Source organism: Verminephrobacter aporrectodeae subsp. tuberculatae (assembly GCF_026127385.1).
Classification (GTDB): Bacteria; Pseudomonadota; Gammaproteobacteria; order Burkholderiales; family Burkholderiaceae_C; genus Acidovorax; species Acidovorax aporrectodeae.
On sequence record NZ_QZCX01000003.1, the window covers coordinates 855,611 to 871,776 of the forward strand.

The 16,166-nt window shown below is 69.5% G+C and carries 19 protein-coding genes; 8 read left to right on the forward strand and 11 right to left on the reverse strand.

The annotated features are described in order from the left end of the window. Genes pqqC through pqqE form a run of 3 tightly spaced genes read left to right on the forward strand, consistent with a single transcriptional unit; the run spans position 1 to position 2,165 of the window. Positions 1-753, forward strand: a complete 753-nt coding sequence (pqqC, locus tag D5041_RS18895; protein ID WP_265259023.1) for a pyrroloquinoline-quinone synthase PqqC — start codon at positions 1-3, stop codon at positions 751-753. Next, positions 750-1,040, forward strand: coding sequence for a pyrroloquinoline quinone biosynthesis peptide chaperone PqqD (gene pqqD / locus D5041_RS18900; protein WP_265285467.1), 291 nt, complete (start codon positions 750-752; stop codon positions 1,038-1,040). Before pqqC ends, pqqD begins: the two co-directional genes overlap by 4 nt. Positions 1,041-1,043: 3 nt before the next feature. Further along, complete coding sequence (gene pqqE / locus D5041_RS18905) at positions 1,044-2,165, forward strand: pyrroloquinoline quinone biosynthesis protein PqqE (RefSeq protein ID WP_265285468.1); 1,122 nt, start codon at positions 1,044-1,046, stop codon at positions 2,163-2,165. Here pqqE and D5041_RS18910 read toward each other — a convergent pair. The 11 genes from D5041_RS18910 to D5041_RS18960 all read right to left on the reverse strand — a co-directional run bounded on the left by D5041_RS18910 (position 2,149) and on the right by D5041_RS18960 (position 11,781). Continuing rightward, positions 2,149-3,078 carry a vWA domain-containing protein gene (locus tag D5041_RS18910; protein ID WP_265285469.1) on the reverse strand — a complete coding sequence of 310 codons (930 nt, stop codon included), beginning with the start codon at positions 3,076-3,078 and terminating at the stop codon, positions 2,149-2,151. The two genes, pqqE and D5041_RS18910, sit on opposite strands and share 17 nt — an antisense overlap. Continuing rightward, positions 3,075-3,617 (reverse strand): hypothetical protein, encoded by a 543-nt coding sequence (locus D5041_RS18915; protein WP_010105372.1) that lies wholly within the window; start codon positions 3,615-3,617, stop codon positions 3,075-3,077. The genes D5041_RS18910 and D5041_RS18915 overlap by 4 nt, the downstream gene beginning before the upstream one ends. After that, positions 3,614-4,618, reverse strand: coding sequence for a vWA domain-containing protein (locus D5041_RS18920; protein ID WP_265285470.1), 1,005 nt, complete (start codon positions 4,616-4,618; stop codon positions 3,614-3,616). Before D5041_RS18920 ends, D5041_RS18915 begins: the two co-directional genes overlap by 4 nt. A gap of 5 nt (positions 4,619-4,623) precedes the next feature. After that, positions 4,624-5,514, reverse strand: coding sequence for a calcium incorporation protein MxaA (locus tag D5041_RS18925; RefSeq protein WP_265259028.1), 891 nt, complete (start codon positions 5,512-5,514; stop codon positions 4,624-4,626). Continuing rightward, positions 5,511-6,374, reverse strand: a complete 864-nt coding sequence (locus D5041_RS18930; RefSeq protein WP_265259029.1) for a DUF58 domain-containing protein — start codon at positions 6,372-6,374, stop codon at positions 5,511-5,513. The genes D5041_RS18925 and D5041_RS18930 overlap by 4 nt, the downstream gene beginning before the upstream one ends. 17 nt (positions 6,375-6,391) lie before the next feature. Beyond that, the gene (locus tag D5041_RS18935) at positions 6,392-7,411 is read right to left on the reverse strand and encodes an AAA family ATPase (RefSeq protein ID WP_010100411.1); all 1,020 of its coding nucleotides are present in this window, start codon (positions 7,409-7,411) and stop codon (positions 6,392-6,394) included. 21 nt (positions 7,412-7,432) lie between these two features. Next, on the reverse strand, positions 7,433-7,795 hold the full coding sequence (locus D5041_RS18940) for a hypothetical protein (protein WP_010100413.1): 363 nt from the start codon (positions 7,793-7,795) through the stop codon (positions 7,433-7,435). After that, positions 7,792-8,559 carry a hypothetical protein gene (locus D5041_RS18945; RefSeq protein ID WP_265285471.1) on the reverse strand — a complete coding sequence of 256 codons (768 nt, stop codon included), beginning with the start codon at positions 8,557-8,559 and terminating at the stop codon, positions 7,792-7,794. Before D5041_RS18945 ends, D5041_RS18940 begins: the two co-directional genes overlap by 4 nt. Positions 8,560-8,573: 14 nt before the next feature. After that, complete coding sequence (locus D5041_RS18950; RefSeq protein ID WP_010100415.1) at positions 8,574-9,461, reverse strand: quinoprotein dehydrogenase-associated putative ABC transporter substrate-binding protein; 888 nt, start codon at positions 9,459-9,461, stop codon at positions 8,574-8,576. Beyond that, complete coding sequence (locus D5041_RS18955; protein ID WP_010100416.1) at positions 9,458-9,865, reverse strand: c-type cytochrome; 408 nt, start codon at positions 9,863-9,865, stop codon at positions 9,458-9,460. Before D5041_RS18955 ends, D5041_RS18950 begins: the two co-directional genes overlap by 4 nt. 89 nt (positions 9,866-9,954) lie before the next feature. Beyond that, positions 9,955-11,781, reverse strand: coding sequence for a methanol/ethanol family PQQ-dependent dehydrogenase (locus D5041_RS18960; RefSeq protein WP_010100417.1), 1,827 nt, complete (start codon positions 11,779-11,781; stop codon positions 9,955-9,957). Positions 11,782-11,948: 167 nt separating this feature from the next. On the opposite strand from D5041_RS18960, the gene D5041_RS18965 reads away from it, so the two are divergent. The 5 genes from D5041_RS18965 (at position 11,949) to pedC (ending at position 16,156) form a co-directional block, all read left to right on the forward strand. Further along, positions 11,949-12,140 (forward strand): hypothetical protein, encoded by a 192-nt coding sequence (locus D5041_RS18965; RefSeq protein WP_138927769.1) that lies wholly within the window; start codon positions 11,949-11,951, stop codon positions 12,138-12,140. Between the two features lie 239 nt (positions 12,141-12,379). Next, positions 12,380-13,093 (forward strand): lanthanide ABC transporter ATP-binding protein PedB/LutE, encoded by a 714-nt coding sequence (pedB, locus tag D5041_RS18970; RefSeq protein ID WP_265259033.1) that lies wholly within the window; start codon positions 12,380-12,382, stop codon positions 13,091-13,093. Between the two features lie 44 nt (positions 13,094-13,137). Further along, a complete protein-coding gene (locus tag D5041_RS18975; protein ID WP_265285472.1) occupies positions 13,138-14,109 on the forward strand; it encodes a PQQ-dependent catabolism-associated beta-propeller protein in 972 nt (323 codons plus the stop codon). Between the two features lie 5 nt (positions 14,110-14,114). Then, complete coding sequence (locus tag D5041_RS18980) at positions 14,115-15,329, forward strand: type 1 periplasmic-binding domain-containing protein (RefSeq protein WP_265285473.1); 1,215 nt, start codon at positions 14,115-14,117, stop codon at positions 15,327-15,329. Then, a complete protein-coding gene (gene pedC / locus D5041_RS18985; protein ID WP_265285474.1) occupies positions 15,311-16,156 on the forward strand; it encodes a lanthanide ABC transporter permease protein PedC in 846 nt (281 codons plus the stop codon). Before D5041_RS18980 ends, pedC begins: the two co-directional genes overlap by 19 nt. Positions 16,157-16,166 lie beyond the last annotated feature (10 nt).

Here is a 16,166-nt window from a genome sequence, read left to right on the forward strand (position 1 = left end):
ATGCACGCAGACCGGATTCAGGACCCCCGCCCCGGCCAGAAGAGCGTAGCTGCGTGGAGCCGGGAGGCATTCGAGCAGCAGCTGCGCGCGCGCGGCCCCAGCTACCACATCCACCATCCGTTCAACGCCATGCTCAACAGCGGCCGCGCGAGCGCCGAGCAGGTGCGCGGCTGGGTGGCGAACCGCTTTTACTACCAGATTGCGATCCCGATCAAGGACGCGGCGCTGCTCGCCAACTGCCCCGACCGGGAGGTGCGCCGCGGCTGGGTGCAGCGCATCCTCGACCACGACGGCTTCGAACTCGGCGGCGTCCGGGACGAGGGCGGAATCGAAGCCTGGCTGCGCCTGGGCGAGGCGGTGGGCCTGGCGCGCGAGGAACTGCACGATCTGCGCCACGTGGTTCCCGCGCTGCGCTTCGCGGTCGATGCCTACGTGAACTTCGTGCGCCGCGCGCCGTGGCAGGAAGCGGTGTGCTCGTCATTGACCGAACTCTTTGCGCCCGAGATCCACCAGCAGCGCCTGGCCACCTGGCCGGCGCACTATGCGTGGATCGAGCCCACGGGGCTGGACTATTTCCGCAACCGCGTGGGCCAGGCGCGGCGCGACGTGGAGCAGGGCCTGGCGCTCACGCTCGCGCATTTCGACACCCGTGCGCTGCAGGAGCGCGCGCTCGAGGTGCTGCAGTTCAAGCTCGACATCCTGTGGGCCATGAACGACGCGCTGGCGACGCGCTACGGCCTGGACGCCGCATGAACCGCGCCACGGCGCCGCTCACCCCCGAAAGCCGGCCGCGCATCGGCCCCGGTTTTCGCCTGCAATGGGAGCCGGTGCAGGAGCGCCACGTGCTGCTCTACCCCGAGGGCATGGTCCAGCTGAACACCAGCGCGGGGCAGATCATGCAGCGCTGCAACGGCGCAAGCACCCTGGCGGCGATCGTCGCCGAGCTCGAGCAGGTTTTCGCCAGCACCGGACTCGAAGCCGAGGTGCGCGATTTCCTCGCGTTGGCGGCGCAGCACGACTGGCTGCGCTGGGACACATGACACATGACGCAGGCACCGCGCCCCGGCCCCCCGCTCTGGCTGCTCGCCGAGTTGACCTACCGCTGCCCGCTGCACTGCGTGTTCTGCTTCAACCCGGTCGATTTTGCGCAGCGCGACAGCGAGCTGGGCACCGAGGACTGGCTGCGCGTGCTGCGCGAGGGCCGCGCGCTCGGCGCGGTGCAGTGCGGCCTGTCGGGCGGCGAACCGCTGCTGCGCGAGGACCTCGAAACCATCGTTGCCGAGGCCAGTCGCCTGGGCTACTACAGCAACCTGTTGACCTCCGGCGTCGGGCTGAGCACGCAGCGTGCCGCCGCATTGAAGGCCGCCGGGCTGGACCACGTGCAGCTCTCGTTCCAGGATTCCACGCGCGAGATGAACGACTTCCTCTCGCACACCCGGACCTTCGACCTCAAAAGCCGGGTGGCGCGGATCATCCGGGACCAGGGCTGGCCGATGGTGCTGAACGTGGTGCTCCACCGCATGAACATCGGGCACATCGAGCGCATCATCGCCATGGCGCACGCCATGGGCGCCGAATACCTTGAGCTCGCAAACACCCAGTACTACTCGTGGGCCCTCGTGAATCGCGCGCATCTGCTGCCCACCCACGAGCAGCTGCGACACGCCGAGGAAGTCACCAACGCCTGGCGCGCCCGGCTCGGCGAGCGCATGCGCATCTTCTTCGTCGCGCCCGACTACCACGAGGGCCGGGCCAAGAAATGCGTGAACGGCTGGGGCAGCATGTTCCTGACCGTGGCGCCGGACGGAACGGCCCTGCCCTGCCATACGGCCAGGATGCTTCCCGGCCTGGAATTCCCCAACGTGCGCGCGCACGGCCTGCGCGAGATCTGGTTCGATTCCGAGGGCTTCAACCGCTTTCGCGGAACGGCTTGGATGCAGGAGCCCTGCGCAAGCTGCGCGCAGCGCGAGCAGGACCTGGGCGGCTGCCGCTGCCAGGCCTACCTGCTGGCCGGGGACGCGGCCGCCGCCGACCCGGCGTGCGCCAAGAGCCCCGAACACCACCGGGTGCAGCAGGCGGTACGGCAGGCAGCGGAACGCGTGCCCGAGCATCCGCTGGTGTTCCGCGACCGCGCCAACTCGCGCCGCCTCACGCCGGGCGCGTAGCGCTGCGGCGCGCGATCAGCGGGCCGATATCCGGCGCAAAGCACCAGACCAGCAGCAACAGCGCCAGCAGCGCCGGGATCCAGCGCAGATCGACGTCCGCCGGCTGGCTCTGCGCGAAGCGGCGGTCGAGCAGGGCATCCCGGAGCGCGTGCGCCGTGTGCAGGCGCCGGTAGTCCGCGCCGACGAGTCCGGCCAGCGTTCTGAGGTGCTCCTCGCGCAGCGAGGAAAGATGCTCGCTCCTGCCCGCCGCGCCCTGCACCACGTCCCCGGGTCTCCAGTAGCCGGCAGCCTGGCCGCTGCCGTCGGTGCGGGGGATGGGCACCGGCGCGTCGCCGCCGACGCCGATCAGCCAGCCCTTGACCTCGCCGGGCGTGATGTCCGCCATCGGCGGCGCGTCGTTGGCGCGCAGCGGCGGTGCCTCCTGGCCGTCGCTGAGGAAAACGAAGGCGGTTCCCGGGCCCATGCTCCGGGCGCCGCGCACGGCCCAGCCCACCCCCTTGCTGATGTTGCTCGCGTTCGCCCAGCGCATGCGCTCGCCGATGCGCTCGAGCGTGGCCAGCAGTTCCTCGTAATGGCTGCAAACCTCGAGCGGCGCGAGGATCATCAGCGAGCGGTAGTCGGCAAAAACGCTCCACCCCACGCGGGAGCCGCAGGGCAGCGCGGCCAGCGCATCGCGCATCGCCGCGCGCGCCAGGGTCAGCCGGCTGACCCGGGCGTCGCCGAGTTGTACGTCCTCGACGTTCATGCTCTGCGTGATGTCGAAGCTGACCTGCCAGTGGAACACCGGCCGCTGCCACTGCACGCGTGGCGGCCAGACCGCCAGCGCCAGCAGCAGCATGGCCAGCGCCAGCGGCCAAGCTGCGCGCATGCGCTGCCAGGCGCTGCGCCAGCGCCGCAGCGCGGTGGGCGTCACGGCAGGTCTCCGGTGACAAAGCCCGGAATCCGGACGCGGGGCCTTGCGCCCGGCGGTTGTTCCGCGGGGAAGTCCGCGTCCTCTTCCGGCGCCAGCCGCAGCGCGCGTTCCAGGTTGTAGCGCGCGTCCCAGTCCTGCGGCGCGGCGCGCAGCAGCTCGCGCAGCCGCTGCTTACCCAGTTCGATCAGCGGCAGCGCGTCGGCGCCCTGCGCCAGTCCCTGCCGCAGATACAGGTTGCCGAGATTGAACAGCGCCTGCTGCGCCAGCGGGTCGCGTGCGCCGGCCTGGATCAGCGCGCCATAGCCCTCGCGCGCGGCCTCGTACCTGCCGGCCTGCGCCTGCGCCAATGCCAACGCGAGTTGGAGCTCGCGCGCCGCCGGGCGCGCAACGGGCGCCGCACCCGGGCCCGCGGCCGCAATGCGCACGAGCTGCGCATTGCGCTCCAGGGTCTGGCGCAGCTGCAGTCCGCGCTCGAGCGCCACGCCGGCGCAGCACAGGCTCAGCAGCCCGAAGAGCAGATGGGCACTGCGCCGCTTCATGCGGTGGCCTCCCAGCTTTGCCATTGCAGCGCCCGGAAGGCGAGCAGACCGGCGCAGCACGCCAGGGCCACCAAGTAGCAGGCGCCGGCGTGGTCGCGCCGCGGCACCCGCTCGTGGATCGTGAGCGGGAAGTTCTGCTGCCGGTCGATCTCGGCCATGGCGGCGGCGATCGCGTTCGAGTCGTCCGCCTGGTACAGCCGGTAGGGCGTGCCCAAGGTCTTGAAGAACGCATGCAGCGCCAGTTCCTCGCCGAGGCCGTAGGCGTTTGCCGCCTCGTCGGTGTCGAGATTCGGCGCGTTCGGACCGCTGCGCACGTAGATCCAGTACAGCGCGATCTTCTCGTGCGCCAGCCCGGCGCGGATGCGCCGGCGCGTGGCCTCGTCGAGCTGGGCGCCGCCGTCGGAGACGATCAGGATCACGCGGCTGCCCGAGTAGCTGCGCGGCGCGAACTCGTCGATGGCGGCGAGCAGCGCGTCGCCCATGCGGGTCTCGGGCAGACCGCGGCCAATGGCTGTGGCGGCGAGCGCGGCCTGCACCGTGTCGCTCTTGTGCGTGAAGGGCACCGCCATGATCGGCACCGTGCTGAAGGTCATGAAGGCAAAGCGATCGTCCGGCCGCTTGCTGACGAATTCGCCCAGCAGCTCCCGCACGACCTGGGCCTTGGGTTCGTGCGACATGCGGCCCGCGGTTTGCAGGCCGTTGGTGTGCACGCTGGCGTCCATGCTGCTGCTGCGGTCCAGCAGGATCAGCACTTCCGCGCCGCGCCCGGTGCGCTGCAACTGCGCCCCCGGCTGCCCGGGGCCGGCGAGTCCGAGCAGCGTGCCGGCCAGGGCCGCGCACGCCAGGCTGCGCCAGAGGACGCCGAGCGCGCGCCCGACGGGGTCCGCCGGCAGCCAGGCGATGCAGGAGAAGCGCAGGGTATCGCGGCGCCTGCGCAGCAGCGGCAGCAGCGCGAGCGGCAGCAGCGCGAGCACCCAGGGCTGGGCGAAGTCCAGGCGCATGGGTTTCAGCGCCGATGGCGTTCTTCCGCGTCGCGCAGAGCCCGGGACAGGGGCGCCAGCGGATAGGGCGGAGTGGTCTGCGCAGCGTCGAGCGCGAAAAAACGCTGCGTGGACGCGCGGTAGAAGTCTTCGAGCTGCGCCTGCAGCGGCCGCAGATGGGGCGCCTGGTCCAGGAACCGGTGCAGGCTGGCGCCGCCGTGCACCACCCGCCCCGCGCAGCTGTTCAGCGCACGGTGCACGATGCGCCAGGCCTGCGCGCCCGCGGGGTCGTCGATGCGCCGGAGCGCGCGCCAGGCCTGCGCGAACGGCAGGCGCCTGGCTTCCCACGTGTTGCGCCAGACGCACCAAGCCATCCAGGCCAGGAGCACGCCGAGCAGGGCGGCGAGCGCGAGCCACGCTTGCCGCTCGATGGCCGCGGTCGGCAGCGGGGCGATCGGCCGATCGGGGCGCAGCGGCTGCAAATCGCCTGTGCCGAAGGCCTGCGCGGGCGTCAGCGGGGCGATGCTGACCGGCCATGCGGGCAGCGCAAGGGTCGGTCCCGAACGGCTCGCAAGGCGCAGCGCCGGCAGCGCGACGGCGCTCAGCGCCCGGGGTGCGTTCATGAGCTGGTAGTCGAGCACCAGCCAGCGCCGCCCCTGCGCGTCGGTTTCGACGCGCGCGGGACGGCGCTCGAACCAGAGATCGACCCGCGCCGCAGTGGGCAGGCTGCGGGGAGTCAGCGGCCGGCCCGCGTGTTCGAGCAGCACGCGCTGCGTGAGAACGTCGCCGAGCACATGGCCGAAGCTGCGCGGTTGTTCGACGGTGGCCGCGGCGGTGGCCGCCGTGTCCTGCGCCGGCGCGGCGCCTGGCACGAGGCCGGCGCACAGCGCCAGCGCCCGGACGGCCCTCACCCTCATGCCGCGCCCTCAAGAAAGTAGCGGCTCAGGGCCTCGGCGTCGAAGCGGCCATGCAAATGCAGGGCCGGCGTGCCGTGCGCGTCGAACAGGGCGGCGAGTTCCGCGCGCCGGGCCGCGACGGCCGCGCGCCAGCGCGTGCGCAGCGCCGCGCGCATCCACAGGCTGCGCTGCGCGCCGGTTTCTGCGTCGCGCAGGGCGAGCAGCGCGCTGGCGCGCGGCGGCTCGGTTTCCGCCGGGTCCCAGAGCACGAGTGGAACCACGCAGGCGGGCGCGAACCGGTCGAGCAATGCACCGAGCGTGGCGATCGGCCAATGAAAATCGGAGACCAGAAACACCAGGCCGTCGCGCCCGGCCAGGCGCTCGCTGACCCGCCGCAGGGCCTGCGCAGCGCAGCCCTGGGTCGGCGCCGTGCGGCAGTCGCGCAGCATCTGCGCCATCAGGCTGGCGTTGCCGCGGCTGTGCCGCGCCGCAACGAACAGGTCCTCGCGTGCGTGCCCATCGAACGCCAGCAGGCCCAGCGCGTCGCCCGCGCGAAACGCGCTGTGCCCCAGGGCTTCGACGAAGTCGGCGACCACGTCGAGCTTGCGCCGCCCGGCGCCGAAGTGCATCGACGCCGAGACATCGACCACGGCGTGCACGCGAATCGCCACGCGCAGCCGCTGCACGCGCACCAACCACCCGTTGCGCGGGTCGCGCACGCTCGCGCGCAGGTCGATGCGCCGCGGATCGGGGTAGTCGAACAGGCGCCGGTGCGCGGCGAACTCCTGCCCGCCGCCCTGGCTCGTTCCGCGCTGCGCGCCCGGACGCCAGCCGCCGAAGCGGCGCGGCAGCCGATAGTGGAATTCGTCGCTGCGCTGCATCGCGGTCTCGGGGTCTTTCAGGGCACGGCGATCTTGTCCATGATCTGCGCAAGCAGCGCCTGCGACAGCTCGGCCCGGTGCAGTTCGTAGACCGGCGTGAAGAAGATCCGGTGCCCGAGCACCGCGGGCAACACCGCCGCGAGATCGCCGGGCTCCAGATGCCTGCGCTCTTCGAGCCAGGCCAGCGTGCGCGCCGCGCGCAGCAACGCGCTCATTCCACGCGGGCTGGCGCCGGCGAGGATCAGGCGCTCCATATCGACACCGTCCAGGCGGATGCCGAACTTCTGCGGCGTCTCGCTGGCCTGCCACAGCGCGAGCACATAGCGCTCGATGGCGTCGCTCGCGTGCACGCTGCGCTGCACCTGCGCGGCGACGGCGTTGAGCCGCTCCCAGGGCAGGATCGCCGGCGCGACCTGTTCGAGCAGGTGGTCGGTGTCGTGGAACGCGGTGTCGAACACGAGCGCGCGGCGGACGTCGCGCGCGCCGGGCGTGGGCATGTTCAGCTCGAACATGAAGCGGTCGCGCGCCGCCGACGCGAGCTCGAAGGTTTCCTCGCGCTCGACCCGGTTGCGGTCGGCGAACACCGTCATGTGCGGAAAACGGTATTCGCGGTCGAAGGCGCTCAGCGTGCGCTCGGCCATGGCGCGCAGCAGCAGCGACTGCACCTGCGGCCGCGCGCGGTTGATCTCGTTGAAGAAGAAACTGACCAAGCGCTCGCCGTGGCGCAGCAAGGGCCCCGGGTCGATGCGCGGGCGGCCCCGGGCATCGACGTGGCTGTGGTAGACGAGGTCGCCCGGCATCAGATCGACCGTCCCCTCGACCCGCTCGAACTCGCCGCCAATGGCGCGCGCAAAGGCGCGCAGCAGCGTCGTCTTGCCGACCCCCACGTCGCCTTCGAGCAGCACGTGGCCGCGCGCGAACAGCGCGACGTTGATCAAACGGATCGTCTGCGGCTGCCCGATCAGCGCTTTCGCGACCTCGCCCTCGAGCCGCAGCGCAAGATGGCGCCAGTCCTGGAGTCGTTCTTCGCTATCCATGGCGGCTGCGCCGGTGCGGGCTCAGTCGGGCGCGCCGATGAAGCAGGCTTTTTCGGTCCTCGCCTGGAGCGCGCGGTAGCGCTTGATCCCCGCCTGCAACTGCGCCGCATCGCGGATGTAGCTGCCGCGCTCGCCGCCTATGCTGCTCGCCTTGCTGGCGGTGCTCAACGCCACGTACTCCTCGTATTTCAGTTCCTTGGCGAGCGCGTCGAGCGCGCACGCGCATTTGTTCGTCATCTCGAAGCGGCCCACGCCGGGATGCGCGGCGATGCATTCCTGCACGTAGAGCACGCGGTCCACGGTGGGAAAGTCGTTCGCGCGCGCGGCGCTCTGCCCGGCCAGCAGCAGAGCGGGAAAACACAGGGGGAGGAGCGCTTTCTTCATGGTGTTTGCCAGGTTGCTGCCAGATTGGTTGCGCCTTCTTCTTCGGGGGGCGGATGCCCGTTCCAACTGCCGTCCATTGCACCGGCGCCTTCGATGAGAAGTTCCTCGACGAGCAGGGGCCGGGCCTGCGGGTCCTCGCCCGGGATCCGGGTGCGGATGCCGTACAGCCCGCCGGGAACCGCCGCCGAGAGCAGGAAGCGGTAGCTCTTGCGCGCAAATTTCTCGTACTTTGGCCGGAGCGGATCGTCCAGGAACGGACTGAGCACGATCTCCTGCCCGACGACCCCTTGTCCCTGGTAGGGCAGCGTCACGTCGCGCACCGCGCCGCCCTGCTGGATCGCCAGGCGCAGCCGTTTGCGGAAATGCCGTTGCGCGCCCTGCGTGAGGCGTTGCATCTCGCGCATGTCGTGCTCAAGAAAGTAGAGGATCACGGGGTTGCCCTCGGCTTGCGGCACATCGGGCACGGGCAGCCTGCGCGCTGCGCTCAGGAATACGCCCCGGGCGGCGCAGCAGCCGCCGTCAGCCCGGGCATTCAGGGCCAGGGTGACGCTGTCGGCAAAGGGCTCTTCGAGGCTTCCCCTGCGGCTGAAGCGGTAGCGCAGCAGGGTCGGGGGTTGCAGAGTTTGCAACTGCGGCGTCATGAAGAGCAGGCGCTCCGCCGGCGAGTAGTCGGGCGCCGCGTCCTGAGCGCATGCGCTCGCAACGGACAGGGCGCACAGCGCAGCGGTGGCCAGCGCCAGGCGGTGCATGGGGTTCCCGCTCATTGGGCGCATCCCGCTCAGTCGCCGGGCGCCGCGAACGAGGCATCGACCAGCGGAACGCCGTACTCCTGGAGGATCGCCGTGATCTCGGGCGCCTTGGACTCGATCAGCTGCTCGATCTGCTGCTTCCATGCGCGTTCGCCGTAGCGCAGTCCCATGGCCATCTGGTAATCGAGCCGGACGCCCTTTTCGGACTTCAGCGGCAGCACGGCCAGCGCCGGGGCCCTGACGCGCCGCGCGAAGAACCCGGCGATCGGCCCCCAGACGATGACGGCGTCGAGCCGGCCTTCGGCCAAATCCTTTTCGACGATCTCCCCCGGGTAGCGTTCCGGGTCGGCGTTCATGAGCTTGTACGGCACGGCCTGCTCCAGCAGACCGTGCCGGGCCAGCCATTGCGCGGCCGGCGAGCGGTCGTAGACGCCGATGCGCAGCGTCCTCAGCCGGGCCGGATCGAGCTTCAGGAAATCCTCGCCAGAGGCCACGTGGTCCATGCCCTTGCCCTGGGGAATGACCAGCGCGTAGGTCGAGCGGTAGTAGGGCTTGGTGACCGAGACCTCGTCGAGCCCGAGCGGAACGCCCATCACGATGTCGCAGGGATAGTCCTGCCCGGGCAGCTTGAAGCGCAGCGTGTTGCGAAAGAAGGCCATGCGCTGCGGAAACGAGTAGTACGTGACGGGAAGCCCGAGCGCCTTGCCGAACAGCTCGGCGATGCGGTTCTCAATGCCCTCGCCCCGGGTGTTGGAAAAGGGCAGATTGTTCGGGTCCTGGCAAACCCGCAGCGCCTGGCGCGCCGCGGGCGCGTCCTGCGCCAGTGCCGGCGCGCAGCAGCAGGCCGCGGCCCAAATGAGAACACGAAGGCCGGTGGGCCAAGTCCTGCCGGTCTGCTGTTGGCGTCGCAGGTTCATTTCTTTTCTTCCACCCGGGCGCGGGTGATTGCGCCGTCGGAGCGGCCCTTGAGGTAGGCGTAGAGCTGGTTGATGTTGTCCATCACCATGGGGCTGTTGCCGAAGCTCTGCATCCCCTTGTCGAGGCGCCCGTCGCGCACGACCTTGATGAACTCTTCCTTCTTCAAGGTCTTCAGGCTGTTGATCAGCGAAGGGCCGACCAAGCCCTCCTGGTTCGGGCCGTGGCAGCGGTCGCAGGCTGCGGCGCGCCAGGCGCGAAAGCCCTGCATGGTTTCCGCGTCCACCTTGTAGCCGTCGGTAACCTTGTAGGGCGGATCATCGGCTGCGACGGCAACACCCGGTATGCAGGCCACACCGGCGAGCAGGAGAAGTGCGGGTAGCCACTTTGGCGTGCGCAATTGCATGGGTCAGTCCCGGATGAATATCGGATGACACGGGGGGCGCCTCTTCTCTGGAGCGCTCCCCCTGCACGGGGCATGAGAGCGGTTGCGGCTCAGTTCAGCGCAAACACGGTGAGCGAGCCACCGAGTTCGGTGTACTGGCTCAGTTCCTTGTAGCCGCCGACGGCGCCAAGCCCTTCGGTGCTTTTCTCGGGGTCTATGCCCGCCGCCATGCCAATGCCGGCCCAGCCGCCGATTCCCGAGAAAACGCCGATGAACTGCTTGCCCTTGTGCTCGTAGGTAAATACGTTGCCGATGATTCCCGAAGGCGTCTTGAACTTGAAGAGCTCCTTGCGGATGTCCTTTGCGTCCACGCACTTGAGGTAGCCCTCGAGCGTGCCGTAGCACGAGATGCCGCCAGCGGTGTTCAGCGATCCGCTCCACACCGAGAACTTTTCCGTCTTGCTCTGCACGATCTTGCCCGTTCCCGCGTCCCAGGTGATGAAGTTGCCCATGCCGCCGTGGCTGCCCGGCGTGGCGTACATCGAGAGCGTCGCGCCGATGTAGGGCTGGCCGGCCGTGTATTCAATCTTGAACGGCTCGTAGTCCATGCAGACATGGTTCGTCGGCACGTAGAACAGCTTGGTGTTCGGGTCGTACGAGGCGGGCTGCTGGTCCTTGCTGCCCAGCGCCGCGGGGCAGATTCCCTTGGTGTTCACGTCGGGGCCGTTCTGCGCGGTCGAGTATTTGGCCACCACCTGCGGACGCCCGGTCTTCATATCGACGTGCGTCGCCCAGTTCACCTTGGGGTCGTATTTCTCGGCCACCAGCAGCGCGCCGCTCACGCGGTCCAGCGTGTAGGCAAAGCCGTTGCGGTCAAAGTGCACCAGCGCCTTGGTCGGCTTGCCCTTGACGTCGATGTCCGCAAGGATCATTTCGTTCACACCGTCGTAATCCCATTCGTCGAAGGGCGTCATCTGGTACACCCAGTTGACCTTGCCGGTGTCCACGTCGCGCGACCAGATGCTCATCGACCACTTGTTGTCCCCGGGCCGCTGCGAGGGGTTCCAGGTCGAGGGATTGCCGGAGCCGTAGTACACGGCGTTGGTCGCTTTGTCAAAGCTGTACCAGCCCCAGGTGGTGCCGCCGCCGATCTTCCACTGGTCCTCCTTCCAGGTCTTGAGCGAGGAGTCCTTGCCCACCGGGGCGAGTTTGCCGTCGCTCCAAGTCATGGTCTTGACGGGGTCGATGAGCATCTCCTCGTCCGGCCCGGTGCTGTAGCCCTTCCAGGCGAGCGAGCCGTCCTTGATGTGGTAGGCAACGAGAAAGCCGCGCACGCCGAATTCGCCGCCGCTGATTCCGGTGATGACCTTGTCCTTGAAGACGTGCGGCGCGTTGGTGTTCGTCGCGCCGAGCTTCGGGTCGCCGTTCTTCACCTGCCACACCACCTTGCCGGTCTTCGCGTCCAGTGCGACCAGGGTGGTGTCCGCCTGCTGCAGGAAGACCTTGCCCTCGGCGTAGGCCAGGCCGCGGTTCACGGTGTCGCAGCACATGACGGCGATGACCGACTGGTCCTGCTTGGGTTCGTACTTCCAGAGGATCTTCTGGGTTTCGAGGTCGAGCGCGAAGACCTTGTTCGGAAACGGCGAGTGCAGATACATCGTTCCGTCCACGACCAGGGGCGAGCCCTCGTGACCGCGCAGCACGCCGGTGGAGAAGGTCCACGCGACCTGCATCTTGCCGACGTTGCCCTTGTTGATCTGCTGGAGCTTGCTGTAGCGCTGGTTGAACATGTCGCCCGCCTGGGTAGCCCAGTTCTTCGGGTTGGCGATGTTCTTTTCGACGTCGGCGTTGGCCAGCGCCCAGGCCGGCAGGCTGGCGAGCAGGGCGGCGCCGACATGGCGCGCAAGGCGACCGAGGACTTGGCGGGAAATTTTCATGCATGTCTCCTTCGATTGGCTTCCGGGGCAGCGACCACCGGACTCCTTGTTGGATTGGCTGGACAAGGGCAACCGACTGCAACATCCATGCCCACCTGTTTCCACCGCGCGCACGGCCCTGGCGATGGCGCCCGGCCCCTAGTGTCCTGCCCCGCGAATAGCGGCACATGAAACTGCGCCTTTCGCGCCATGGCGGCGTTGCAAATCCTCGCGATACCTACGGGTATCGCTGCGGTTTGCGCCTTGCCATGACGCGAAATGCATCCGTTTCATTTTGTGCCGCTATTCGCGGGGCAGAACACCAAGAGGAAATGCCGAAGGATATTTTTGGCGCGCCGGCGCAGGGGCCCTTGGCCTAGGGAAATCCCGTGGAAGTTTGTGCCGTGCGCCCGTCCAGATTCGGCGCAAAGTGTCTCGCGGCAAGCGCACAGTCAAAGCCTGCACGCGCGGCTGCCAGCGCGCCGCGCAGACGCTGACGGGGTATCCGGGGTCGAGGACCCCGGCACAAACCCTTATCCTGCCGGAGAAGGGCACGGAACCTGCCTGTCCGAACCCCAGGCTCCCGCATGTCCACCACGCAATCCACCGACCACATTCCATGCTGCGCACCACCGACCTGACCAAGCGCTATGGCGCGCGCACGGCGTTGCAGTCGCTGTCGCTGCACCTGCCGGCGGGCCAGTTCGCGGCGCTGCTCGGTCCCAACGGGGCCGGCAAGTCAACGCTGTTCCAGGTGCTCACCGGCCTGTTCGCCGCCGACGCGGGAGAGGTCGAGGTGGCCGGCCATTCGCTGCGCCGCTCGGCTGCTGCGGCGCTGCGCAACATCGGCGTCGTGTTCCAGCAGGTCGCGCTGGACCTGGATCTGAGCATCCGGCGCAATCTGCTGTTCCATGCCGACCTGCACGGCCTGCCGCGGCGGCTCGCGCTGGAGCGCATCGCGGTGGCCTGCGCGCGCCTGAACATCGACGCCGACCTGGAGCGCAAGGTGCGCGAGCTCTCGGGCGGCAACCGGCGCAAGGTCGAACTCGTGCGCGCCGGCCTGCACGCGCCCGCCGTGCTGCTCATGGACGAGGCCACGGTCGGCCTGGACCCGAAGTCGCGCCAGGATCTGCTCGCAGCCCTGGTGTCGGATGTGCGCGAGCGCGGCCTGTGCGTGCTGTGGGCCACGCACCGCGTCGAAGAAGCCGAGCAGGCCGACCGCGTGCTGGTGCTGCACCAGGGCCGGTTGCTCGCGGACGGAACGCCCGCGCAAGTGGGCCGGGAACTGGGCGGGCGCACACTGGAGGCCGGCTTCATCGCCCGCACCGCCTGAGAGATCGCGCAGTTCCCGAAGATTGAAACCATTGGAGACACCGTATGCCACACCGCTTTTTCCCCCTTCCTGCCGCGCTGCTGCTGGCCGCCACGGCTTGCTTCGCGCAGGCGCAGGGCACGGCCTACGTGTCCAGCGAGAAGGACGACGCGCTGACGCTGATCGACCTGGGAACGCTCAGCGTGAAGGGAACGATCCCGACCTGCAAGCGCGCGCGCCATATCCAGCTGACGCCGCAGCGCCTGCTGATGGTGGCCTGCAGTTCCTCGAACGAGGCCGACCTGATCGACCCCGCGAGCGGCAAGTCGGTGCGGCGCATTCCGCTCGGCGACGAGCCCGAGGCCTTCGACCTGTCGCCCGACGGCAAGACCATTTACGTCTCCAACGAGGACGCGGGCGAGGCGAGCTTCATCGACGCGGCCAGCGGCAAGCAGCTGCGCTCGGTGAAGGTCGGTGAGGAGCCGGAAGGCGTGAAGGTCAGCGCCGACGGCAAGACCCTCTACGTCACGTCCGAAGTCGCGAGCCTGGTGCACGTGATCGACACCGCGAGCGGCAAGCTGCTCAAGAACATCCGCGTCGGCAAGCGGCCGCGGCGCATGGCGATCACGCCCGACGGCAAGGAGCTATGGGTCACGAACGAGCTGAGCGCGAACGTGAGCATCGTCTCGACCGCCACGCACGAGGTGATCGGCAACCTGAAGTTCGAGGTCAAGGGCGCGCGCGCCGCGGACATCACGCCGGTGGGCATCACGTTCACGAAGGACGGCCAGCGCGCCTTCGTCGGGCTTGGGCGGGCGAACCACGTGGCCTTCGTCGACGTGCCCGGCCGCAAGGTCAGCGCCCTGGTGCTGGTCGGCAAGCGCGCGTGGAACGTCACGCTCGACCAGGCGCAGGCGCGGCTCTACGTGGTCAATGGACTGAGCGACGACGTGACCGTCGTTGACGTGGCCGGCGCCAAGGCCATCAAGAGCATTCCCGTGGGCCGCGTGCCCTACGGGCTGGTGATCGTGGAATGACGCCGATGCGCACAGCACGTTTCCTCCCCCGATCCGCCGGCGCGCTGCCGGCGTGGCTCCATACCGCGCTCTGCGCCCTCTGCGCGCTGAGCACCCTGGGCGCTGCGGCGGCGGTGAGCGCGGCGCAGCTCCGGGCCACCCTGATCACGCCCGAGGACGATCGCCGCATGGAGCGCAGGCGCGTCGAGCGCGCCTACCTCGGGCACCCCGGCGGCCCACTCGCCGACGGCCTGCGCGTGGCGCTCGACGAGGCGCAATTCGAGCTCGAAGCGGCGGGTTCGCAGGTGCTTCTGGCCAGCGCTTCGGCGGGCTCGATCGAGGCCGCGCGCGCGGCGGCGGTGGCGGCCGAGAAGAACGGCGCGGCCGTGCTGCTGACCGACCTGCCCGCCGAGTGGACGCTCGCGGTGGCCGACGCGGTGAAGCTGCCGGTGCTCAACCTGAGCGAGCCCTCCGACCGCCTGCGCCAGCAGGACTGCCGGGCGCGTCTGTTTCACCTCATCCCCAGCGAGCGCATGCGCAGCGACGCGCTCGCGCAGCTGCTGGTGGCGCGCAAGTGGAACAAGCTGCTCCTGCTGGTCGGCGCGAACGCGCAGGACGCGGCGCGCGCGGCGACGGCGCAGGCGTCGATCCGGCGCCATGGGCTGCAACTCGTGGCGAGCAAGCCGTTCAAGCTGTCGGCCGACCCGCGCGAACGCGATCTGGCGAACCCGCTGCTGTTGACGGCAGGCAGCAGCTACGACGCCGTGTGGGTGATCGACAGCGACGGCGAATTCGCGCGCACGCTGCCCTACCGCACCATGCTGCCGCGCCCCGTGGTCGGCGACGCTGGCCTGCTCGCGCTCGCCTGGCACGCGCAGTTCGAGCGCTACGGCGCGCCGCAGGTCGCGCGCCGCTTCGCCAAGGCGGCCAAGCGCCCGATGCAGGCGCAGGACTGGGCCTCCTGGATGGCCGGCAAGGCGCTCGCGGCCACGGCCGTGGCGGCGCCCAAGGGAACGCCCGCGGTCTGGGCGCAGACGCTGGCGCAGGTCACGCTCGACGGCTCCAAGGGCGTGGGCCTGGGTTTCCGGCCCTGGGACGGCCAGCTGCGCCAGACCATGCTGCTCAGCGACGGGCAGGGCGTGATCGCGCAGGCACCCATCGAGGGCGTTCTGCATCCGGGCAATGCGCTGGACACGCTGGGCGCAGACGCACCGGAGACACTGTGTCCGGCGCGCCGCTGAGACGGCACGGCGCGGCGCACGCGCTGCAGGCGCTGCGCGCCATCGTGCTGCGCGAGACACTCAAATTCGTGCAGCAGACCGGCCGCCTGGTATCCGCGCTGGTGCGCCCCTTGCTGTGGCTGGCCGTGTTCGCCGCGGGGTTTCGCAACGTCTTTGGCGTGGCCATCGTCGCGCCCTACGACACCTATGTTCCCTACGAGGTCTACATCGCGCCGGGCCTGGTCGGCATGGTGCTGTTGTTCAACGGCATGCAGTCCTCGCTGGCCATGGTCTACGACCGCGAGATGGGGCTCATGCGCCTGCTGCTCACGGCACCGCTGCCGCGTCCCTGGCTGCTGTTCTCCAAGCTCTGCGCCACCGCGCTGCTGTCGGTGCTGCAGGCGCTGGTCTTCGTCGCCGTGGCGCTGCTGATCGGCACCGATCTGCCGCTGCACCCGCTCGCCGCAGTGCACGCGCTGCTGGCGCTGGCCGCCGGCGCGCTGATGCTCGGCGCGCTCGGGCTGCTGCTGTCGGTGCATATCAGGCAGTTGGAGAACTTCGCCGGAACGATGAACTTCGTCATCTTCCCGATGTATTTCCTCTCGAGCGCGCTCTATCCGCTGTGGAAGCTGCAGGAGTCGGGGGCCGAGTGGGTCTACCAGCTGGCGCGCCTGAACCCCTTCACCCACGCGGTGGAATGGATCCGCTTCGCGCTCTACGGCAAGGACCCCGGCCTCGCGCCCTGGGTCGTCCTCGGCTGCGGCACGGTCTTTTTCTTTCTGGCCTGCTGGGGCTACAACCCGCAGCGCGGCTTTGGCGGCCTGACCCGGCGGGGAGACGGGGCATGAGCGCCGACCG